Source organism: Corynebacterium sp. Marseille-P8863 (assembly GCF_946902955.1).
Lineage (GTDB): Bacteria > Actinomycetota > Actinomycetes > Mycobacteriales > Mycobacteriaceae > Corynebacterium > Corynebacterium gottingense.
Map to the genome: position 1 here is coordinate 13,069 of NZ_CAMPQC010000013.1, position 21,298 is coordinate 34,366.

Genomic DNA, 21,298 nt, shown 5'->3' on the forward strand with positions numbered 1-21,298 from the left:
GCGATGTCCAGTTGAAACCGTATCGCGCGGGAAGGAGATGCAGGTGCGATCTGATCCGCGCGCGAAACGCGACCAAATTATCACTGCTGCCACCGAGCAGTTCCGCACCCGCCCCAACTCCGCGGTGACGCTCGAGGGCGTGGCCAAGGACGCTGGCGTCGGCATTGCCACCCTATACCGCCACTTCCCGTCGCGGGCGGAGCTGCGCCAGGCGTGCGCGCTCCGCTTCATCGAGGACCTGGACGGGTTTCTCGACGACACCCTCGCCGCCTTCGACGACGACCCCGAAGGCAGCTGGGAGCGCTTCGTGTGGCGGCTCGTGGATTACGGGGTGGGTATGCTCGTCGGCGCGCTCGCGTCCGAGCTGCCGGATGGCGTGGAGCCGGACGTGAAGTGCCGCCGCGACGAGTTCTTCGCCCGCGTGCAGGTGCTGCTGGACAAGGCCGCGCCTCACGGGCTCATCGCGCCGGACCAGACGCCGACCGAGCTCGCCTCCGAGCTCATCGTGGTCACCCGCCCCATGGACGCGACCCTCACGGCGCTGTTTCCCGACGTGCGCGAGCGCCTCGTGCGCAACCTCCTCATCGCCTGGCGCGCGGAAAACCCTTAACCAGTATTAGACGCAGGGAACGGGCCCGCGGTTCCCTTTGGTGGGTGTTTTGGGAGTCTTCTCACAAGTGCTTGTTTGTGCTGGTCACAGGCCCGTATGGTGCTGGGTATGGATGTGATTGCAGACCTTGTGGCCCACGACCGCGCCGGCGTTGACTACGTCGCCGCGGCCGCTGACAAGTCTGCAGATACGCTTATCGACGCCGGCGTGGACCCCGACCGCGCCGCCCAGCTAGTCGTCGCCGCCCGCATGTTGTACGCGCCGACGTCGCATTCGCGCTACCAGGCCCGTGCGGTGGCAGGTGCTCGTGAGTGCGGGCATCGGGTGGATACGTTGGCCTATATTGCGCGTGCGTCGCGCTCGATTACAGATGCGACGAACCGGTGGCGGTTTATTGAAACGCTGTGTGCCACCAGTGGTGATTTGGCGTGTGTGCGCCGTGTTGCTGGGCAGTTGAAGCGGGAGTTGTGCCCGGCGCCTGCGCGCACGCCTGGGGTGCGGGTGCGCCAGCATGGGGATGGGATGGCCACGTTGAAGGTCACTGGTCCCTCGCTTGCGGTGCAGGGGTTGTTTGATGCGGCGAAAGATGATGTGGTCGGCTGGTTGTCTGATGAGTGTCCGCAGGCGGACTACACGGTGCGTGTAACTGCGAATTTGGACCTGGGGGAGTATGTGAAGGTCATCGCGGGGGCGGGTGATGACGTCCAGGTGCGGTTTGACAATGGTGTGGTGGTCTCCGGTGCGGAGTTTGTGCGGATGCGTTTGGCTGAGTTGGGGTCGGTGGTTTTGGTGGGGGCGGCTGATGGGCCGGTGAATGCGTATGATGTGCGGTTTGCGCATCGGAAGCATCGGGAGATGATGTTGGCGGATTCGGTGCGGTGTACGTGGAAGGATTGTGATGTGCCGGCGTCACAGTGCGATGCGCATCATATGGTGGAGCATCAGCATGGGGGTGAGACTGAGGTGGGGAATTTGGGGTGGTTGTGTCGGTATCACAATTATCAGGCGGGTAGGCCGTCGCGTGGGCGGACGCAGCGTCGGGATGGGCGGATTGTGTGGGTCTCGCCGTCGGGTCGGGTCACACCGACTGGGGCGGATCACGCCGCGCGGGCGCCGTTTCGTACCCCGGACCCGCCGGATGAAGGGTAGCGTGTCGTCGCTTTCGAGTTAGCGCCAGTGCCCCTGGCGCCAACACGCATGCCTGCCTGTGAAAACGGCCGCAGAAGACGGCGCCGGGCGTTAGAATCAAGGTATGAGCATTCGGTGTAACCACGACGACCGCAACCGCACGGCCGAGGTCCTGTCCGCTGCGCTTGGCCAGGGGCAGATTGACGTGAACGAGTTCGAGGAGCGTTCCTCGAAGTGCGAGGCGGCCACGACTCGCGACAACCTCGTGGCCCTCATCGCCGACCTTGTCGATGACCCCCAGAACCGCCTCTTCGGCCACCGCGAGCCGGCGCAGATCCCGGGCGCCGAGCTCGCCCCGCCTGTTGAGGCTGCGCTCGCACAGGTGCAGGCGGTCGAGCGCGGTCGGAGCGTCTCGCTCGGCGTGTTCGGCGGGTCGAAAGTCCGCGGCGACGCCATCGCGGCCACGCACACGGCGGTGGGCGTCTTCGGCGGCGTAGACATTGACCTGCGCGGTGCGCAGTTGGCGCAGCCGGTGACCACCATCAATGCGGTCGGCGTCTTCGGCGGTGTCGACGTGTACGTGCCCGAGGGCTTCCGCGTGCGCGTCAACGGGGTCGGGCTCTTCGGCGGCCACGACATGCAACTGGCGCCCGGCGTGATCGACCCGGCGGACCTGCCGGATTCCGCGCCCGAGATCGTGGTGCGCTGCTTCAGCCTGTTTGGCGGCGTCGACGTCCACGTGGTCAGGCGCGGCGACCCGCGCCTTTAGTCCTCGCGCAGCGAGTGGCGGCTCTTGCGGGTGGAGGTGCCGCGGGTGGCCTTGCGCTGGTCGTCCTCGAGCGTGTCCAGGGTGGACAGGCCCTCACCGGTGCCCTCGGTGTGGTCGCGGGTGTCGTCGAGGCTGGTGGTCAGCACGGTCGAGCCAGTCGAGCCGTCGGCGTCCTTCGCGTGCGCGTCGGTGGCGGTGTCGGGGGAGTACACGCCGGTGCTCTCCTCGGCGTGCAGATCGTCCTCCGTGGTGGTGGAGTAGACCAGCTTCGCCTCGCCGGTGTTGGTTTGCGGCTGGGGGGCGGGCTCGGGGGCGTCGTTAAGCTTGTCCTTGAGCCAGAACTGCCAGCACGCCCAGCCGGCGCCGGCGAGCGCCGCGAGGCCGAAGATGCCGGCCGCGATCTTGCCGCCGTTGCCCTTGGCCTTCTTCTTGTGCTGCTTCGCCTCGGCCTTCCAAGCCTTGCGCTGCTCCTCGCGGGCCGGCAGCGCGGCGTTGAAGGCGGCGCGGCGGCGGTCCAAGCGCTTGTGGGCGGCGCGGGTGACGTCGCCGGCTTGGGCACGGGCGGCGTCGTAAAGCTCCTCGAGCTGCTCCTTGTCCGCAAGGTCGTGCAGGGAGTCGATGTTGTTGTTCTTCAGCGTGTCAACGAGCGAATCGTACAGCTCGCGCTTCTTCTTCTCGTCCTGCCCGCGCAGGTACTTCACGGTGTCGGTGATGCCGGTGAGCAGGACCTGGAAAATTTGCGTGTTCATTGTCGCTCCTCTGTGTAGGGGGTCGAGGTCGGTTCGCCTCAAGGCTACCCAAACCGCTGCCGCGCACGCGCGGACCAAGCGTTACGCAAAAACATACCAAGCTGTTCATTTCTGCGATTAATATTCACGCATTTAACGCGCGTGGCCTGCCCGGATGCGCCCCCTCGTTGTGCCCCGAAAAACCGGCCCCTAGATTCTTGGACACCGTTGAAAAACGGCCCAGACACAGAGAAAGGCGGAAACCAATGCGCGGCACTTTTGCACCGACGCGGCTGTCTGCCTCCGCGCCGATCGACCGCGTCGGCGAGGACACCACGCAGCAGCGGCGGCGCACGCGCACCGCGCTGAGCTTCGAGCTGATCCCGCCCCGCCACGGCGCGGACGAGGGCAAACTCGACGAACTCATCGCCGGCCTCGCGGCCTACCGCCCCGACTACGTCTCCGTGACCAGCTCACGGCGCAGCGACTGGCTCACCGGCACGGCCGCGCTCATCGCGCGCGTCGCCGAAACGACCAACCTGCGCCCGATCGCGCACCTCGCCTGCACCGCGGGCACGCGCGAGGAGCTGGTCACGTGGATTCGCACGCTCATCGACGCCGGCGTCCGCGGCTTCCTCGCCCTCCGGGGCGACCTGCCCGAGACCGGCATGCCAGCGGACCACCTCCAGCACGCCACGGACCTGCTCAACCTGATCCAGGACGTGGAGGACGAGGAGGCGTTCCGCCTGGCCGCCGGCAAGCTGGCGCTGTCGGTGGCGTGCTACCCGTCGGGGCACGCGGAGTCCAAGAACTTCGACGAAGACCTGGACGTGCTGCTGTCCAAGCAGCGGCTGGGCGCGGATTTCGCCATCACGCAGCTGTTTTTCAACGCGCAGGACTACCTCGACTTTGTTGAGGTGGCCCGACTCGCCGGGGTCCGCATCCCGCTCATCCCCGGCATTATGCCCATGACCAGCCTGAAGCGCGTGCAGCGGATGGGCGAGCTCTCCGGCATCGAGGTGCCGGAGTGCGTGGCCCGCACGCTCGCGCAGGCCACGACGCCGGAGGAGGAGTACGAGCTGGGCATGCAGATGTCCGCGCGGCTCGCCAACACCATCCTGGACGCCGGCACCGGCGGCCTGCACGTGTACACGCACAACAACCTCGCTGTGACCCAGGACCTGTTGTCCCGCATCGGGATCCCGCAGCGGGCAGACCACTCACCCCAATAACCCCGAATTACCCGACCCACCCGTTTCCATGGAAAGGACCTACTGTGTCATCCTCGTCACCGTTCCCCAAGGCCACAATCGAGGGCTACCCGCGCATCGGCGCGAACCGCGAGCTGAAGCGCGCGCTGGAGAGCTACTGGGCGGGCCGCATCGACGCGGACACGTTCCGCTCCACCACGCACGCGCTGCGCATTGACAATTACAACCACCTGCGCGACCTCGGGCTGACAGAGGAGTACGCCATCGCCGCCGACGTGGCCTACTACGACCAGGTCCTGGAGACGGCGCTGACCGTCGGCCTGATCCCGGGCGGCACCGACCTGGACGAGGAGTTCGCCCTCGCCCGCGGCAACGACACCCGCGTCCCGCTCGAGATGACCAAGTGGTTCGACACCAACTACCACTACCTGGTGCCGGAGATCGCCGCTGGCCAGGACATCGCGCCCGCCGCGGAGCGCATCGTGCGCATCTTCGAGGAGGCCAAGGAGGCCGGCCACACGGTCCGCCCGTTCCTGGTCGGCCCCGTCACCCTGATTGCCCTGTCCAAGCCGGCCGAGTGGTCGCTGTTGCCCTCGCTTATCGACGCCTACGCCACCGTCCTCGCGGCCCTCAAGGACGCCGGTGCCGAGTGGGTCCAGCTGGCGGAGCCCGCCCTGGTCGCCGACCTGTCCACCCCGGACGCGGAGCTGGCGCAGCACCTGCGCGCGGCGTACACGACACTCCTCGGCGCCGAGAACCGCCCGGCCGTGTACCTGACCACCCCGTACGGCGCGACCCGCGAGGCGCTGCCGGTCCTGGCGGAGCTCGCCCCCGAGGCACTGCACGTGGACCTGGCGCCGTGGACCCTTGACCAGGACGCCGACTACCCGCAGCGCGTGGCCAAGGCGATCCCGGCGGAGACCCACCTGGTGGCGGGCCTGGTCGACGGCCGCAACGTGTGGGCCGCGAACCTGCGCGAGCGCACCGAGGTCCTCGAGGCCGTGGCCGCCGGCCGCGACGCCGTCTCGGTCTCCACGTCCACCTCGCTGCAGCACGTGCCGCACACCCTGAAGGCGGAGAAGAACCTGCCCGTGGACATCGCGACCTGGCTGTCGTTTGCCGACGAGAAGGTTGCCGAGATCCAGGCGCTCGTCGCCGGCCCCGAGGCCGCCGAGGAGGCGTTCGCCCAGTCGGATCGTGCGGTCCGGACGAGGGCTGAGAGCGAGAAGATTCACAACGCGGGCGTCGAGAAGCGTGTGCAGGCGCTCCCCGAGGGAGCCGTGCAGCGCCAGCCGGAGTTCTCCGCGCGCCAGGCCGCGCAGCGCGAGTCGCTCGGCCTGCCGACGCTGCCCACGACCACGATCGGCTCGTTCCCGCAGACCCCGGAGATCCGCAAGGCGCGCGCCGACCACAAGGCGGGCGAGCTCGATGACGCCGCCTACCAGGAGGCCCTGCGCACCGAGATCAAGAACGTCATCGAGCTGCAGGAAGAGATCGGCGTCGACGTGCTCGTCCACGGCGAGGCCGAGCGCAACGACATGGTGCAGTACTTCGCCGAGCTGCTCGACGGCTTCGTTGTCACCGAGAACGGCTGGGTCCAGTCCTACGGCTCCCGCTGCACCCGCCCGCCGATCGTCGTCGGCGACGTTTCCCGCGCCGCCGCGATGACGGTCGAGTGGGCGAAGTACGCGCAGTCGCTGTCCGACAAGCCGGTCAAGGGCATGCTCACCGGCCCGGTGACCATCCTGGCCTGGAGCTTCAAGCGCGACGACGTCCCGCTCGCCGTCTCCGCCGATCAGATCGCGCTCGCGCTTGCCGACGAAGTCCGCGACCTCGAGAACGCCGGCATCAAGGTCATCCAGATCGACGAGCCCGCCCTGCGCGAGCTCCTGCCGCTGCGCACCGACGACCGCGCCGCCTACCTCGACTGGGCCGTCCGCGCGTTCCGTCTGGTCGCCCTGGAGGCGCAGCCCGCAACCCAGATCCACACCCACCTCTGCTACTCCGAATTCGGGCAGATCATCGACGCTGTCGCAGCTCTCGACGCCGACGTCACCTCCATCGAGGCTGCGCGCTCCAAGATGGAGCTGCTCGAGGACCTCGACGAGTCCTTCCACTCCGAGATCGGCCCGGGCGTGTGGGACATCCACTCCCCGCGCGTCCCGTCGCAGGAGGAGATCGCCGGGCTGCTGCGCGCCGCGCTCGAGAACGTGCCGACCGAGCGCCTCTGGGTCAACCCCGACTGCGGCCTGAAGACCCGCGGCTACGCCGAGGTCGAGCCGTCGCTGCGCAACCTGGTCGCCGCGCGCGATGAGGTCGTCGCTGGCCTGAAGTAGGCGCCGCGCCGAACACGCGACCCGGTGGTGTGGGAACGCACCCCGGGTCGCTTTCGTGTGCCACCCTCCGCCACCCGCGCGCGAAAATGCGTATCCTGGGACCCATGACTGATAAGACGCAGACGATGACCCTGCACACCAACCACGGCGACATCGTGATTGACCTGTTTGGCAACCACGCGCCGAAGACCGTGGAGATCATCACCGGCCTGGCCAAGGGCACCCAGGAGTACTCGGCGGCCAACGCCTCCGGCTCCAACGAGGGCCCGTTCTACGACGGTGCGATCTTCCACCGCATCATCCCCGGCTTCATGATCCAGGGCGGCGACCCGACCGGCACCGGCACCGGCGGCCCGGGCTTCAACTTCGCCGACGAGTTCCACCCGGAGCTCACCTTCGACCGCCCGTACCTGCTCGCCATGGCGAATGCCGGCCCGGGCACCAACGGCTCCCAGTTCTTCATCACCGTCGCCGAGACCCCGTGGCTGAACAACCGCCACACCATCTTCGGCGAGGTCACCGACGAGGCTTCGCGCAAGGTCGTCGACGAGCTGGCGAACGTGCAGACCGGCCGCATGGACCGCCCGGTCGAGGACGTCGTTATCAAGTCCGTCGAGGTCTCCGAGTAAGACCGCTTCGACCCTTGCCCCCGCTCAGTGCAGCGGGGGCACTTTTGTATTTGGAGGCCTGACATGCAGAAGATTGCCCAGCAGTTCTTCCGCGGCGCGCCCGTGAGCGTGGCCATCACCGCGCTGTGCACCCTCGTGTACGCGGTGATGGCGGTGCAGTCGCGCTCGCTGGACAGCGTGGTGTGGGATTCGGTGGGCGCCGAGCTCGTGCTGTGGGGGCCGGAGACGCGGGGCGCGGGGCTCGTGCGCGCGCTCACAGCCGGGTTCGTGCACTTAAGCGCCACGCACCTCGTGCTCAACATGCTCATGCTCGCCGTGATCGGCACCGAGGTCGAGCGCGCCGTGGGCAGCGGCCCCTACGCGGTGGCGTACGCGGCGGGGATCCTGGGGTCCTCCGCCGCGGTGCTCCAGTTCGCGTTCCTCACCCCGACCGCGGGGGCGTCGGGCGCGCTCTACGCCCTCATGGCGGTGTTCGTTGCCATCGCCTATCGACGCCACGTCGACCCCCGCCCCGCCCTCATCCTCCTCGCGGGCAACGTGGTGTACACGCTCGTCGCCTCGGACGTAAGCGTGTGGGGGCACGCCGGCGGGCTGGTTGCGGGGGCGCTGATGGCGTGGCCACTGACGTCGCCAAGCGTGCGTACGCGGTGGGTGGCGGCGTGGGTCGCGCTGGCGGTGTGCACAGTGTGCACAGTGAGCGCGGGGTACGCGGGGTAGCTGACTTGGGGATTGTGGAGAAGTGCGGCGTGTTGTCCACCGGTTATCCCCATGGGGAGTTTTCCACAGATCTATTCACATTGTGGATAGTTACGGGCGTGTAATTCCTCGAACTGGGGGCGGGGTGGCGTCGATTAGCGAGGGCAAAGAGCGTTCGAACAGCCACTTTGTTCGGGTTGTGGAAGTAGTGCACAGGTTTATCCACAGGCTGTGGAATGTGGGGTATGCACAGAGGGATCCACAGCCTGTGGATAACTTCGCCGTTGTGGGCGCAGTAAGAAGCCCGGGCCTCCGTGGTGGAGAGCCCGGGCGGGAGAAAGAATTTCGAAGCGGAACCGCTTAGGCGGTCAGCTTAGAAGGTGCCGTCCAGCTTGCGGCCGAAGTCGGTGACGGTTGCCTCGCGGGAGTCGACGTCCTGGTCGTTGTCGTCGGACTCGTCGCCATCGAGACGGCCGGTCTGGGTCGCGGTGATGTAGTTGTGGATGCGGCCCTCGGAGGTGTTGCCGTCGCCGAAGTTGAAGGAAGCAACTGCAACCTCCTCGCCGGACTTGATCGGGTTAGCCAGGGTGACCTCGAAGGTGCGGACGCCCTTCTTACGGTCGAAGCCCAGGTCGCGGACGTGAGCGCCCTTGTGGCTGTTGGCGGTGATCAGGCGGTCGACGCCCTCCGGGCCCTCAGCGGTCTTGACGTCAACGCGGAAGGTGACAGCCGGGAACTCGCCGTAGTAGCGGTCCTTGCCAACGTTCTTGATGCGCAGCGCAGCGGTGCCAGCGAAGCCGGAGGACTTCCAGGAGGAGGAGGTGAAGTACGGCTCGAGGTCCAGGTCCTGCTGCTCGCGGTCAGCAGCGTCCTCGGCGGTCTCGCCCTCGGTCTCGGTCTCCTCGATGGTCTCCTCGACCTCGGTGTTCTCCTTGTCAGCAACCTCGGTAGCCTCGTCGTCCTCGACGACCTCGGTGCCCTCGTCGGTGATGTCCTTGTTGGTGACGTCAGCGGCCTCGTCGTCGTTGACCTTGGTCACGTCCTCGAGGTCCTCGCCCTCGCGGAGCTTGTTGACCTCGTCCTCGAAGTTCGGGTTTGCATCGTCGACAGGCTTGGTGACCTGTGCGCCCTTGTTCGGAGCCCAGGAAGCAGCCGGGGTGTCGTAGTTCTTGACGCGGACCTCGTTCTTGACCGGCATGTTTGCGATCCACGCGGTCGGGGTCGCCCAGGTGCCGTTCGGGCGGCAGCGCTGCTGGGTACCGGTCATGGTGACGGTGCGGAAGCCGTAGGTAGCCTCGCCGGTGTTGCCGGCCGGAACCTCGTACGGGCCGATCTTCTGGCCGACGGACCAGGACAGGGAGCCGGAGACGTCCCAGCCGAGGGACTTGGCCAGGGTGTAGCCGATGGTGCCCTGCAGGCCGTCCTTGGAGCCGGTGCCGCCGATGTTCAGGGTCTCCGTCTTGGAACCGTTGACGGATGCGGAGATCTGCTGGGTGCGGGACAGGTCCTGGGTCAGGTTGACCGGGCTGTCAGACAGGTTGGTGGTGGAGATGGTGCCGACCGGCAGGAAGTTGTCGGTGACCTTGTAGACGACCGTGCGGTAGTCCTCGGTGGAGTTGCAGACCGGGCGAGCGTTGAGCACGTTGGCCTTGATGTGATCGGAGCCACGGTAGGTGTGGATGATCGGGAGGGAGTCGTTGGTTGCCGGGGTCTCCGGGCGGGACTCCTCGTTGGTCATTGCGTGAGCGGGGGCGGTCAGTGCGCCACCAGCGATGGCGACGGTAGCCACTGCGGCGAAGGCGGTACGGAAGGCGCGCATGTGGTTTTCCTTTCTGAGATTCGAAGTAAGTGCGATTTCGACGCGGTTGACGTCCTGGTAAGTATTTATAGCGACTAAACTGAGATTGCGCTTAATATAGTACGAATATACCCCCAACCGGGGGTGGCGAGGACTTGTAGAAACATCCATAGGAATACTAACTGTGCAGGTCAAGGGATTTTCGGGAAAATCCGCGAATATTAATGATCACCGCGTTTGCTTACCTATCAATTACTCAAATTCTCAGGTTCGTGCTGAAGGCGAGCAAAAAAGAAGCGGATACCCGCGAGGGGTATCCGCCTGCAGCGTGGCGTCGATTAGCGCCAGCCCATTGTCATGAGCAAACCGACGATCATCCCGGCGAAGCCGATGGCGTAATTCCACGGGCCCAGCTCCGCGAGGAACGGGATCTGGTCGGCAGCAAGGTAGAAGACGATCAGCCAGGCCAGGCCCAGGATCATCAGGCCAAACATGATGACCTTGTACCACATCGGGGTACCGCCGGTGTTGATCTTGACCGGGGTGCGGGTGGCGCCGGAGGAAGCGGTAGTGACCGGCTTCGCGTCCTTGGTGACTTTTGCTTTCGGCATATTCTTGCTCCTTACAGGCCGAGCCCGCGGATTGCGTCGCCCAGCTGGTTCCCGTTGGCGTTCTGGGGCGATACCTTACCAGGCGACTGCGAGGCGGCACTATTGTTCAGCGGGTTGAGCTGGGCCGCGTCGAACTCCCACAGGTTGTAGCCGATGGCCTGGTCCTTGCGGATCGTCTCGCCCGCGCCCACGCCCTGGTGGCCGATCATGCCGGCGTCCACCATCGCGCCCGTGGGCACCGGCGGGCCGGCGACGAGGCGGCCGTTCCAGCCGGCCTCGCGCAACTTCTCATCCGCAGCGTTGACGTCCAGGCGCGTGATCTCCGGCATGATCATCAGCATCCCGTTGGACACGCGCAGCTCCACGGTCGTACCCGCGTTGACCTCGGTGTTCTCGCCGGCCACGGCGAGGACCTCGCCGTCGGGGCGCTCCGAGTCGATCTTGGTTACCGTTGCGCGCAAGTCTAACGACGACAGCGTCGCCGTCGCCTGGTTCACGTCCAACCCGACCAGCGACGGGATCTCCACCTGCTTCGGGCCCGAGGACACGGTGATGGTGACCTTGCTGCCCTTGGACAGCTGCGTGCCCGCGGCCGGGTGCTGGGAGATGATCGCGCCCTCCGGGACGTCCTCGGACGCCTCGTGGCGGATCTCCTCGTTCAGCTCCAGGCCGCTCTCCTCCAGCAGCGCCTGCGCCTCCTGCGGCGCCATGTCGGTGAGGTCCGGCACGTCCGTGACCTCCTTGCCCGTGGACACGCTCACCGTGATCAGGGTGCCGCGCTGCAGCTCGGAGCCGGCGGTCGGGTTGGTGCCAATCACGTCGCCGCGCGCGAAGTCCGGGCTCGGCTCGTCGCTCACAGCGACCTGGAAGCCCAGGTCCTCGAGCTCGGAGACGGCCTCGTCGCGGTGCTTGCCGGTCACGTCCGGGACCTGCACCATCGACTCCTCCACCGGAGCGTCGGACGAGGGGTCGGGCGTGGAGAAGTACTCGTACGCCAGCCAGGACGCGGCGCCGAGCAGGATGAGGCCCAGCAGGGCGGCGATCCACTTCATCCAGGAGATGCGGCGCTTCTCGTGGGAGCGGCGGTGGTCCTCGTAGCGGGTCGTGCCCTGCGGGCGTGGCACTGCGCCCTGAGGGCCCTGCGGCGCCTGGGGAGCGTGCGGGCCGGGCACGGCAGTCGCGCCGACGACGGTCGCGTCGGCGGCGTGCGCGCCAGGCTGCTGCTGGCCCAGGTCGTGCTCGGCCGCCGCCAGGTGGGTGCGCGCGGCGTGCGTGACACTGCCGCGCTCGAGGAGCGTGAGGTCCTCGCACATCTGGGTGGCGGACTGGTAGCGGTCGGCCGGGTGCTTCGCCATCGCGGTGAGGATGACGGAGTCGAGGTTCACGGCTTCGTCGTCAGTCAGCGCGTTCGCGGCGTCGGCAGCATTGGCCACGGTGCCGTGCGCGCCGTTGGTGCGGCCCAGCGCGGCGAGGCGCTCGCTCGGCGGCTCCGGGTCCTCCTGGACGTGCATGTACGCCACGCCGAACGGGGACTCGTTCTCAAACGGCGGGGTGCCGGTCACGGCCTCGTACATCACGCAGCCGAGCGCGTAGATGTCGGAGCGGGCGTCCACCGGTTTCCCGCGCGCCTGCTCGGGGGAGAGGTACTGGGCGGTGCCGATCACCGCGGAAGTCTGCGTGTGGACGGAGGAGGAATCGTCCACCGCGCGCGCGATGCCAAAGTCCATCACCTTCACCTCGCCGGTGTTGGTGACCATGATGTTGGCCGGCTTGATGTCGCGGTGGATAATGCCCGCGTCGTGGCTGGCCTGCAGGGCGCGCGCCACCGGGATCAGCAGCGACGCCGCCCGATTCGGCGGCAGCGGCCCGTCCTCGCGCACGATGTCGCGCAGGTTCCGGCCGTTGACCCGCTCCATCACGATGAAGGGGACGGCCACGCCGTCGACGTTTTCCGCGCCCGTGTCGTACACCGCCACGATGTTCGGGTGGTTCAGGCGTGCGGAGTTCTGCGCCTCCAGACGGAAGCGCTCGCGGAAGCTCTCGTCCCGCGCCATGTCCATCTTCAGCATCTTGACCGCTACGCCGCGGCCCAGCACTGTGTCGGTCGCCGCGTAGACATCGCTCATGCCGCCGGTGCCAATTACGTCACCGAGCTCGTAGCGATCCGCGATCATCATTGCGCATTACCTCCGAGGATGGAATCAAGGTCAGGCAATTCTATCTCACCTGCGCCGCCGTCCGTGCCGGTGTCGGTGCCTGCGGACGGGGCGGCGGGTGCCGACGGCGCCGGCGTCGCCGCACTCGGCACCTCCTGCGCGCTCGTCGGCGCGCCGGCCGTCTTCGAGCCCTGCGGCGCCGACGGGCGCGCCGCCGAGGTGGGGGCCTCCCGAGAGTGCTTCGGCTGCGTGGGTTCGTCGCTGATGGTCAGCGTCTCGGGGCTCCGCTCGTGGCGCGTCACGGTCTCGCGCTCGCGCGTCGTCGTGTCCGTCTCCGTGTCCTCGCTGGGCGACGGCGTGGATTCCACCGTCTCCGTCTGCGTGACCACGGTCGGGGCCGTCGAAGAGCTCGACGACGCGCCACCGCCGATGCCGTCGAGGACGCCGCTGGTCATCGCCCACGCCGCCGCGCCGCCGACGAGCATCAGGCCGAGGATGCCGGCCGCGATCGGGCCGGCCTTGGAGGACTTCTCCGGCTCGCGCGCCGGGGCGGGCGCCTCCCGGTAGGTGCCGGCGCGGGAGGAGGCGGGGGCAGGGGGGCGTCGAGAAGCGACTGCTCGAGCGGCGGAAGGCGGGTACGCGCCCGCGGGACGGGTGGTGCGCTCCTCCGCCACGTCGGCGAGCATCTGGGTCGAGGCGGTGGGGGAGGGCTCCGTGGCGATCACCGCGGTCTGGCCGCCCGGCTGTGCGGGGCGCAGGCCCTGGCGGACCTGCTCGACGGCCAGCTGCATCTCGTTGCCGTCGCGGAAACGCTGGCGCGGGTCCTTGCGCAGCGCGATCTCGATGAGCTCGCGCGCCGGGGCGGAGACGGCAATCGGCAGCGCGGGCGGCTCCGCGGACACGTGCGCGAGCGCGACGGACACGGAGGAATCGCCGGTGAACGGGCGGTTGCCCGAGAGCATCTCGTAGCCCACCACGCCCAGCGAATACACGTCGGAAGCCGCGGTGACCTTCATACCCTGGGCCTGCTCGGGCGAGACGTACTGCGCGGTGCCGACCACCATGCCGGTGCGGGTCAGCGGCACGGCGGCCGCGGCCTTGGCGATCCCGAAATCCGTGATCTTGATCTGCCCGTTCTGGGTGATCATGAGGTTGCCCGGCTTGATGTCGCGGTGGACCAGCCCCATGCGGTGGATCACGGCCAGGCCGTGCGCGGCCTGCTCGAGCACGTCGAGCGCCAGCTCCTCGCTGAGCGCGCCCTCGCGCTTGATCAGGTCGGCGAGCGACTCGCCGCGGATGTACTCCATGACGATGAAGCACATCGCCGCCCCGGAAGGCGACTCCAGCTCGCGGTAGTCATAGGTGGCCACCACGTTGGGCGAGTTGATGCCCTCGGCGGCGAGCGCCTCGTTGCGGAAGCGGGCGAGGAATTCGTCGTTGGAGCTGAACTCGGGGCGCAGCACCTTGAGCGCGACTTCCCGGTCGTTTTCCGGGTCGTCCGCGAGCCACACGGTGGACATGCCGCCGTGCCCGATCACCCATTGCAGCTGGTAATCGTCGCCGATGAGCTTCTGTAGTTCTTCGCGGTTCTCAGTGTTCATCGTTCGTGTCCTTCGTCTGCTTCATGCTTGTCGACGCCCCGTGTTCCCATCATTGTGCCGACTCCCCATCCGCCGGCGCAGCCGGCGCCGCGCGCAAGACCGCGCGACCCAGACTGCCGGAGACCTGCCCGCCGGTGGCCCAGTAACCAGAGTGCCCGCCATTTTTCACCACCACGCCCACGGCCACGTCCTTGGCCGGGTCGAAAGCGACGTACCACACGTGCGGGTCCGCGCCCTCGGCGTGCTCGGCGGTGCCCGTCTTGGAGGCAAAGCCGTTGCCGTCGTAGCCCCAGGTAGCGCGCTCGGAGGCGAACATGAGGTTGGTCAGCGTGTCGGCCTCCTCCGGGGTGAGCGCTTCCGCGAGCTGCTTCGGCTTGGTCTCTTTGACCGTGCGCAGGTCCGAGGTGACCACGCGGTTGACCACGTATGGGCGCATGCGCTTGCCCTCGTTGGCCACCACGCCCGCCATGACGGCGGCCTGCAGCGCGGTCATGGTGACGTCGCGCTGGCCGATCGCGGACTGGCCCAGCTCGGCCGCGCCCGGGATATCGCCAAGTGAGCCGGCGGCGTTGGGCACGCCGAGCTCCATGAGGTCGTAGCGCTCGCCGACGCCGAAGTCCGCGGCCGCCTTGCGCAGCGGGTCAGCACCCATGTTCAGCGCCATCTGCACGAACGCGGTGTTGCAAGACAGGGCGAACGCCGTAGTGAGCGTGACCTGCCCGCCGCCCGCGCAGGCCTGGCCGCCGAAGTTGGTCAGCGGTACGTTCGTGCCGGGCAGTATGATCTGCGCGTCCCCGGTCAGCGGGGAGTCCGGCGTGTAGCCGCTGCGCAAGCCCGCCACGGTGGTGATGATCTTGAAGATCGAGCCGGGCGGCAGCTGGTCCTGCGCCGCGTGGTTGAGCAGCGGCTGCCGCGGGTCGTTGTTCAGCTGCCCCCAGGCCTCGGCTGCGGTGGCGGGCGCGGAGATGCTGTTCGGGTCGAAAGACGGCGTCGATGCCATGGCCAGCACCTGGCCGGTCGAGGGCCGCAGCGCCACGATCGCGCCGTTGTAGCCGTTGTTAGACAGCTGCTCGTAGGCGAAGGCCTGCAGATTGGGGTCCATGGACAGCTCGACGGAGTTGCCCACGGCGTCCTCCTCGTGGCCGGTGCGCATGAAGCGGGAGTTGCCCTGGCCGTCGCCGGTCAGCGCGCCGTTGTAGGCGGACTCGACCTGCGAGGTGCCGTAGGTGTCGGACACGTAGCCCACGATCGGGCCGAACGAGTACGGCATGTTGGGGTAGGTGCGCTGGTAGAAGCCGTTGTCGTCGCGGTGGGACTCGGCGAGCACCTGCCCGCCCGCGCTGATCTGGCCGCGGTTGATCTGCTTCAGCTCCAGGAACGTGCGGGAGTTGTGCGGGCTCTGCGCGTACTCGTCCTCGCGGAAGTTCTGGACCACGGTGAAGTTGACCAGCAGCGCCACGGTGAGCAGGAGCGAGAGGATCGCCCCGTATTTCAGCGACTTGTTCATCGCGCGCTCACCGCCTCGGCCACGCCGGTGCCCGGGTGGGAGGCCACCGCGGAGGCGTCGTACTCGGTGGGCGTGTTCGCGCTGTTGGAGATGCGCAGCAGCAGCCCGACCAGGATGTAGTTGGCCATAATGGACGACCCGCCCGCCGACATGAACGGCGTGGTCAGACCGGTCATGGGCAGCATCGCGGAGATGCCGCCCGCCACCACGAAGATCTGGATAGCCAGGGTGAGCGCGAGCCCGGAGGCGAGCAGCTTGCCGTAGGAGTCGCGCAGCTGCATCGCGGCGCGGAACCCGCGGGTGACCAGCACGGCGAACAGGCACAGCACGGCGGCGATGCCCACGAAGCCGAGCTCCTCGCCCAGCGCGGCGAGGATGTAGTCCGAGTGCGCGACGGGGACGAGCTCGGGGTGGCCGTAGCCCAGGCCGGTGCCGGTCATGCCGCCCCAGCTCAGGCCGATGAGCGCGTTGGCCGGCTGGTTGCCGGCGCCGTCGAAGTCCTCGAACGGGTTGATGAAGTTGGTAAAGCGCGTCTGGATCTTCTCGCTGACCTGGTAGACGGCGTAGCCGCCCACGGCCACCAGCCCCAGGCCGATGACCAGCCAGGACGTGCGTCCGGTGGCAAAGTACACCATGCCCAGCACGGTAGCGAACAGCAGCAGCGCCGGGCCGAAGTCGTTGGACACGCCCATGATGAGGATGGCGATGGCCCACACCGCCAGAATCGGCGCGAGGTCGCGCAGGCGCGGGAACGTCATGCCCAGGAAGCGCTTGCCCGCCACGGTGAACAGGGCGCGCTTCTGAGCGAGCAGCTGCGCGAAGAAGATGAGCAGCAGGATCTTGGAAAACTCGCCCGGCTGGATGGAGAAGGGGCCCAGCCACAGCCAGATGCGCGCGTCCGCGTAGCCCTCCGGCTGCGGCCACACGAGCGGCAGCGCGAGCAGGATCAGCCCGGCCAGGCCGAGCAGGTAGGAGTAGCGCGACAGCGACTTGTGGTCGCGCACGATCGCCAGCGTCAGCACCATGAGCACGACGCCGACCAGTGACCACAGCACCTGCCGCTCCGCCAGTGGCCCGTAGCCGGGTCGTTCCGCCAGGTCGAGGCGGTAGATGATGACCAGGCCGAGCGCGTTGAGCAGCGAGACCACCGGCAGCATCACTTGGTCGGCGCGCGGCGCGAGCAGCGTGAGCGCGACGTGCGCGATCGCGTACACGCCGACGAAGCCGCCGACCAGGTACAGCATGTCCTTCGACAGCGTCCGCCCCTGGCTCATCTCCAGCCCGAACACCATGAGCAGCAAAAGCCCCGCCGAGCACAGCAGCAGGAGGAGCTCGAGGTTTCGCGAGAATAGCCGCTTCACGTCAGCTCACCGTCCTGCAGGTCTCGGGGTCTTCATGCTTATCGACGCACACCGGCAACGCCTCACCCGCCATGCGGTAGAGCAGGCCGAGGACGTCGTCGTAGGTGCCGCCGCCAAAGTTCTCCGGCACGGAGCGCTGGCTCTCGGGCAGGTCGGATTGGTTGAACACGTGGCAGTCCTCCGGCGTCGAGTCGGCCGAGACGATGCGCAGCCGGTTCCGGTTGTCCAGGCAGGCCTGCTGGATCGGCGTCCGGTCGTCGCGGGAGCCGTGCTCGATGACGTAGTGGCCGTCGCTCGCCGCGGAGACGAAGTACTGGTCAGACGCGCGGTGCTGCACGAACATCAGCCCGGCAGCCACGAGCGCGATCGCCAGCACGAGCGCGCCGACTACCCACGGCCAGACGGTTCGTTTGCCTCGAGGATGATCCTCCTCGTCGGCATCTTCGGCACCGTCGGAGCCGCCAGCGCCGCCGCGGTCGCCCGCGCTGCCGGCCATCTTGGTGGCCTCGCGGTGCTGGTTCGGCGGGATGGTCTCGGACTTGCGCATGATCGCCGCGGCGCGGCTCGCGGACGAGTCCGGGTGCGACTGCTCGAAGTCCGGCGCCAGCGCGCCGGCCTGCACGGGCGCGGTCGGCAGCTCGGGCGCGTCCTTGTCGTCGGCCGCGACGACGTCCGCGATGACCACGGTGATGTTGTCCGGGCCGCCGGAGCGCAGCGCTAGCTCGATGAGCCGCTGCGACGCGACCTCCGGGGTGCCCTGCCCGAGGGCCACCGCGATGGTCTCCGGGGTGACCGGGTCGGACAGGCCGTCGGAGCACAGCAGGACGCGGTCGCCCGGCTGGGTGTTGATCATCTCCAGGTGCGGCTCCACCGGGCGCCCGGTGTACGCCTTCAAGATCAGCGACTTCTGCGGGTGGCTCGACACGTCGGCCGGGTTGAGCTTGCCCTCGTTGACCAGCGACTGGACGAATGTATCGTCTTCGGTGATTTGGGTCAGCGTGCCGTCGCGAAGCAAAAAGCCCCGGGAGTCTCCCACGTGGATCATGCCGAAGCCGAGGCCGTTGAACATGAGCGCGGTGAGCGTCGTGCCCATGCCCGCCTGCTCCGGGTGGTGCTTCACGGACTCGGCGATCGACGCGTTCGCGTCCTCCGCCGCCGCCCCGAGCAGGGCGAGCATGTCCGCGTCGCCGGGGTCGCGGTCCAGGTGCTCCATGTGCTCGACCATGAGCTGGGAGGCGACCTCGCCCGCTGCGTGGCCACCCATGCCGTCGGCAAGCACGAGCAAGTTGGGGCCCGCGTATGCCGAATCCTCGTTGTTGCCCCTGACCAGGCCGCGGTCGGACGCGGCGACGTAGTTTAAGCGCAAACTCATGGCATCAGCCTCACAATCGTGCGTCCCATCTTTATATCCGTGCCCACAGACACCCTTTCCGGCTGGTCAATGCGTGTGCCGTTGACAAACGTGCCGTTGCGCGAATCCATGTCCTCGATGAACCACTCGCTGCCGCGGCGGAACAGGCGCGCGTGCGTGGAGGACGCGAAATCGTCGCCGAGCTGGAAGTCGTTGTCACCGGCCCGCCCGATAGTTAAGTCCTCCAGGCTGGCAATTTCCATGTGGGAGCCTTTGAGGGGCCCCTCAACTACCGCAAGCTCTCGTGCCTTCTCGCGGCGGATGGGGGCGGAGCTCTTCGCTTGTCGACGCACCGCCCCCGCAGCCCGCACCACATCCTTCCGCTGCACCCACAGGACGAGGAGGATGAACACCCACAGCAGTGCGAGCAGGCCGAAGCGGGCGCTGAGAATCACAGCGGAATCCATGGGGCTCCTTTACGGGGTTGCGGTGTTAGGGGCGGAAGAACTCGGTGCTCGGGTGGGCGTCCACCTGGGCCTCCGGGACGTCCTGGTGCGCGTCCGCGGCGGCCGCAGCCTGCGCGAGCGGCTCCACGATGCGCACCTCGATGTGCGAGTGACCCAGCGTAATCACGTCGCCGTCCGCGAGCATCCAGTTTTCCACCGGTTCCTCGTTGACGGTGGTGCCGTTGGTGGACTGCAGGTCCACCAGGACGGCGACCTCGCCGTCCCACGTGATCTCCGCGTGCTGGCGGGACACCCCGGTGTCCGGCAGGCGGAAGTCCGCGTCGTTGGAGCGGCCCAGGATGTTGGAGCCCTCGTGCACGAGGTAGGTGCGCGAAGACCCGTCCTGCAGCAGCAGGCTCACCGTCGGGGTGCCGCCGGTGGCGGCGGCATCTGTCGTCGGCTCATTCATGTGATCCTCCTGATGGTTGTGATCCGTGGGAACCTGGCTGGCTGCGTGGCGGCGCCGCTTCTTTTTCGGCTCTGCCACGATCGCGTCGAAGCCGCTGACCACGTCGGGCTCCTGGTCGATGTAGGACGACACGCGCAGCTGGCCAGTCCGCAGCCCAGACTCCTCGGCGATACGCACGACGGCGGGCCCGTCCAAAAACCAGCCCAGGTTGCGCACGTACCGCATGAGTTGCTCTGCGAGGTCCGCGGGCAGGTCGCGCTGCTGCGACAGGTTCTCCAGGTCCTTCGACGACACGCCCACCGCAAACACGTTGGGGGAGACGTACTCGTCACGGTCCGTGACCACGACGGAGTCCTGCGCCTCCTGCTTCACCAGCTCTTCAATCTCGGCCGGCACGACCTTGCCGCCAAACAGCGCGGCCATGGAATTGTCCAGGCCACGCTGCATGGATGAGTCCAGCTTGGCCAAACGATCCATGACACCCATACTGCCCGCACCTCCTTCCCAGCGGCTCTCATTTTGTTCTCACTGATGTCCTATAACCAAGCAAGTATAAGTGCGCAGCGCCCGCAGACCTAGTTCAAAACGCGAAAATGCGGTGTGAACTGGCGATTTGGAGGTACGTTGGGGCGTGGTGTTATATTAATCAAGTCGCCCGCCCGGGTGGCGGAATTGGCAGACGCGCTGGCTTCAGGTGCCAGTGTTCGATAAGGACGTGCGGGTTCAAGTCCCGCCCCGGGCACAACCGGAAGGTCCCGCGAGAGCGGGGCCTTCTTGCATGTGTGTGGCGATTCCGGGCACACTTTTCGGCCCCGAGCCCGTAATGTCAGAACAATGACTACCTACCCGCGCCCCCTGCAGGCAGGCGACACCATCCGCGTTGTCGCCCCGTCGCGTTCGTTGACCTACGTGGAGCAGGGGAGGGCGGGGCGCTTCGTCGAAAAGCTTGCGAACGAGCGCCTGGCAACACTGGGCATCAGCGTGACCTTCGGCGACAACGTGCGCGAATCGGACATGTTCTGGTCGTCCTCGGCGGAATCGCGCGCCGCGGACCTGCACGACGCGTTTGCGGACCCCGAGGTGGCGGGCATCATGAGCGTGATCGGCGGCTTTACCAGCAACGAGGTCCTGCCGCACCTGGATTTCGACCTCATCGCGGCGAACCCGAAGTTCATGTGCGGCAACTCGGACATCTCCGCGATCGCCAACGCGGTCTACGCGCGCACCGGCGTGGCCACCTACATCGGCCCGCACTGGTCCACGCTGGGCATGCGCGACCACTCCGAGGTCACGCGCGCCGGGTTCGAGCACGCCGCGTTCGGCCTTGACCCGATCGAGTGGCAGCCGGGCACCTGGTTCACCGACGACGACTGGTTTATCAACCAGGACGGCCGCGTCCGCGAGCCCGACGACGGCTGGTGGCCCATCCAGGCCGGCACGGCGCACGGCGTGGCCCTCGGCGCGAACCTGGGCACGCTCGGCCTGCTCGCCGGCACGGAGTTCATGCCGTCGCTCGAGCGCGCGATCCTGTTCGCGGAGGTCACGGGCAAGTACAGCGTGATGGATTTCCGTCGCGAGCTCGTCTCCCTGCTGCAGATGCCCGACGGCGAGGGCATCGAGGGCGTGGTCATCGGCCGCTTCCAGACCGCCAGCCGCGTCACGCGCGCGATGCTCGAGGAAACGATCGCGTCGATCCCGGAGCTGGAAGGCAAGCCCGTCATCGCCAACGCCAGCTTCGGCCACACCAACCCGCTGCTCACGTTCCCCGTGGGTGGGGAGGCGCAGGTGCGAGTGCTTGACGACGCCTCCATACGCTTCCCCCGCCTTGAAACCTAAACGGACGGTCATTACAGTTTCGGCGCGTGACACATTCCGCCTCCGCCCAACGTTG

General features: G+C 67.6%; 18 protein-coding genes and 1 tRNA gene. 9 read left to right on the forward strand and 10 right to left on the reverse strand.

Translation table 11 applies throughout. The features are described 5' to 3' along the window. Positions 1 to 43: 43 nt before the first annotated feature. From OVO38_RS09090 to OVO38_RS09100, 3 genes are all read left to right on the forward strand, one after another. Complete coding sequence (locus OVO38_RS09090; RefSeq protein WP_267208313.1) at positions 44 to 610, forward strand: TetR/AcrR family transcriptional regulator; 567 nt, start codon at positions 44 to 46, stop codon at positions 608 to 610. A gap of 108 nt (positions 611 to 718) precedes the next feature. Continuing rightward, a complete protein-coding gene (locus OVO38_RS09095; RefSeq protein WP_267208314.1) occupies positions 719 to 1,759 on the forward strand; it encodes an HNH endonuclease signature motif containing protein in 1,041 nt (346 codons plus the stop codon). Between the two features lie 103 nt (positions 1,760 to 1,862). Then, the gene (locus OVO38_RS09100; RefSeq protein ID WP_095545551.1) at positions 1,863 to 2,507 is read left to right on the forward strand and encodes a DUF1707 SHOCT-like domain-containing protein; all 645 of its coding nucleotides are present in this window, start codon (positions 1,863 to 1,865) and stop codon (positions 2,505 to 2,507) included. Here OVO38_RS09100 and OVO38_RS09105 read toward each other — a convergent pair. Beyond that, positions 2,504 to 3,256, reverse strand: coding sequence for a hypothetical protein (locus OVO38_RS09105; protein ID WP_267208315.1), 753 nt, complete (start codon positions 3,254 to 3,256; stop codon positions 2,504 to 2,506). The two genes, OVO38_RS09100 and OVO38_RS09105, sit on opposite strands and share 4 nt — an antisense overlap. A gap of 245 nt (positions 3,257 to 3,501) precedes the next feature. Between OVO38_RS09105 and OVO38_RS09110 the strand changes: the two genes are divergently transcribed. The 4 genes from OVO38_RS09110 (at position 3,502) to OVO38_RS09125 (ending at position 8,128) form a co-directional block, all read left to right on the forward strand. Next, entirely contained in the window at positions 3,502 to 4,467 is a 966-nt protein-coding gene (locus OVO38_RS09110) for a methylenetetrahydrofolate reductase (protein WP_095275321.1), read from the forward strand. 44 nt (positions 4,468 to 4,511) lie between these two features. Beyond that, on the forward strand, positions 4,512 to 6,782 hold the full coding sequence (gene metE, locus OVO38_RS09115) for a 5-methyltetrahydropteroyltriglutamate--homocysteine S-methyltransferase (protein ID WP_267208316.1): 2,271 nt from the start codon (positions 4,512 to 4,514) through the stop codon (positions 6,780 to 6,782). A gap of 104 nt (positions 6,783 to 6,886) precedes the next feature. After that, the gene (locus OVO38_RS09120) at positions 6,887 to 7,411 is read left to right on the forward strand and encodes a peptidylprolyl isomerase (protein ID WP_095537976.1); all 525 of its coding nucleotides are present in this window, start codon (positions 6,887 to 6,889) and stop codon (positions 7,409 to 7,411) included. A 63-nt stretch (positions 7,412 to 7,474) separates the two neighbouring features. Then, positions 7,475 to 8,128: a rhomboid family intramembrane serine protease gene (locus tag OVO38_RS09125; protein WP_095535823.1), complete on the forward strand. Its 654-nt coding sequence runs from the start codon at positions 7,475 to 7,477 to the stop codon at positions 8,126 to 8,128. A 352-nt stretch (positions 8,129 to 8,480) separates the two neighbouring features. Here the strand turns inward: OVO38_RS09125 and OVO38_RS09130 are convergent, their stop codons facing one another. The 9 genes from OVO38_RS09130 to OVO38_RS09170 all read right to left on the reverse strand — a co-directional run bounded on the left by OVO38_RS09130 (position 8,481) and on the right by OVO38_RS09170 (position 19,893). Beyond that, positions 8,481 to 9,926, reverse strand: a complete 1,446-nt coding sequence (locus OVO38_RS09130) for a hypothetical protein (protein WP_095535824.1) — start codon at positions 9,924 to 9,926, stop codon at positions 8,481 to 8,483. A gap of 317 nt (positions 9,927 to 10,243) precedes the next feature. Then, positions 10,244 to 10,516, reverse strand: coding sequence for a cell division protein CrgA (gene crgA / locus OVO38_RS09135; RefSeq protein ID WP_095275316.1), 273 nt, complete (start codon positions 10,514 to 10,516; stop codon positions 10,244 to 10,246). Positions 10,517 to 10,527: 11 nt separating this feature from the next. After that, positions 10,528 to 12,690, reverse strand: coding sequence for a Stk1 family PASTA domain-containing Ser/Thr kinase (gene pknB / locus OVO38_RS09140; protein WP_323746830.1), 2,163 nt, complete (start codon positions 12,688 to 12,690; stop codon positions 10,528 to 10,530). Continuing rightward, positions 12,690 to 14,273 (reverse strand): serine/threonine-protein kinase, encoded by a 1,584-nt coding sequence (locus tag OVO38_RS09145; protein ID WP_267208317.1) that lies wholly within the window; start codon positions 14,271 to 14,273, stop codon positions 12,690 to 12,692. Before OVO38_RS09145 ends, pknB begins: the two co-directional genes overlap by 1 nt. Before the next feature lie 49 nt (positions 14,274 to 14,322). Then, positions 14,323 to 15,780: a penicillin-binding transpeptidase domain-containing protein gene (locus tag OVO38_RS09150; protein ID WP_154879126.1), complete on the reverse strand. Its 1,458-nt coding sequence runs from the start codon at positions 15,778 to 15,780 to the stop codon at positions 14,323 to 14,325. After that, complete coding sequence (locus OVO38_RS09155; RefSeq protein ID WP_095554169.1) at positions 15,777 to 17,141, reverse strand: FtsW/RodA/SpoVE family cell cycle protein; 1,365 nt, start codon at positions 17,139 to 17,141, stop codon at positions 15,777 to 15,779. The genes OVO38_RS09150 and OVO38_RS09155 overlap by 4 nt, the downstream gene beginning before the upstream one ends. Before the next feature lies 1 nt (position 17,142). Next, positions 17,143 to 18,513 (reverse strand): PP2C family protein-serine/threonine phosphatase, encoded by a 1,371-nt coding sequence (locus OVO38_RS09160; RefSeq protein WP_267208318.1) that lies wholly within the window; start codon positions 18,511 to 18,513, stop codon positions 17,143 to 17,145. Continuing rightward, complete coding sequence (locus tag OVO38_RS09165; RefSeq protein WP_095275311.1) at positions 18,510 to 18,959, reverse strand: FHA domain-containing protein; 450 nt, start codon at positions 18,957 to 18,959, stop codon at positions 18,510 to 18,512. Before OVO38_RS09165 ends, OVO38_RS09160 begins: the two co-directional genes overlap by 4 nt. A 25-nt stretch (positions 18,960 to 18,984) precedes the next feature. Next, positions 18,985 to 19,893 carry a DUF3662 and FHA domain-containing protein gene (locus OVO38_RS09170; protein WP_095535829.1) on the reverse strand — a complete coding sequence of 303 codons (909 nt, stop codon included), beginning with the start codon at positions 19,891 to 19,893 and terminating at the stop codon, positions 18,985 to 18,987. 171 nt (positions 19,894 to 20,064) lie between these two features. On the opposite strand from OVO38_RS09170, the gene OVO38_RS09175 reads away from it, so the two are divergent. Further along, a tRNA-Leu gene (locus OVO38_RS09175) sits at positions 20,065 to 20,149 on the forward strand. Positions 20,150 to 20,241: 92 nt separating this feature from the next. Beyond that, positions 20,242 to 21,243 carry a S66 family peptidase gene (locus OVO38_RS09180; protein ID WP_267208319.1) on the forward strand — a complete coding sequence of 334 codons (1,002 nt, stop codon included), beginning with the start codon at positions 20,242 to 20,244 and terminating at the stop codon, positions 21,241 to 21,243. Positions 21,244 to 21,298 lie beyond the last annotated feature (55 nt).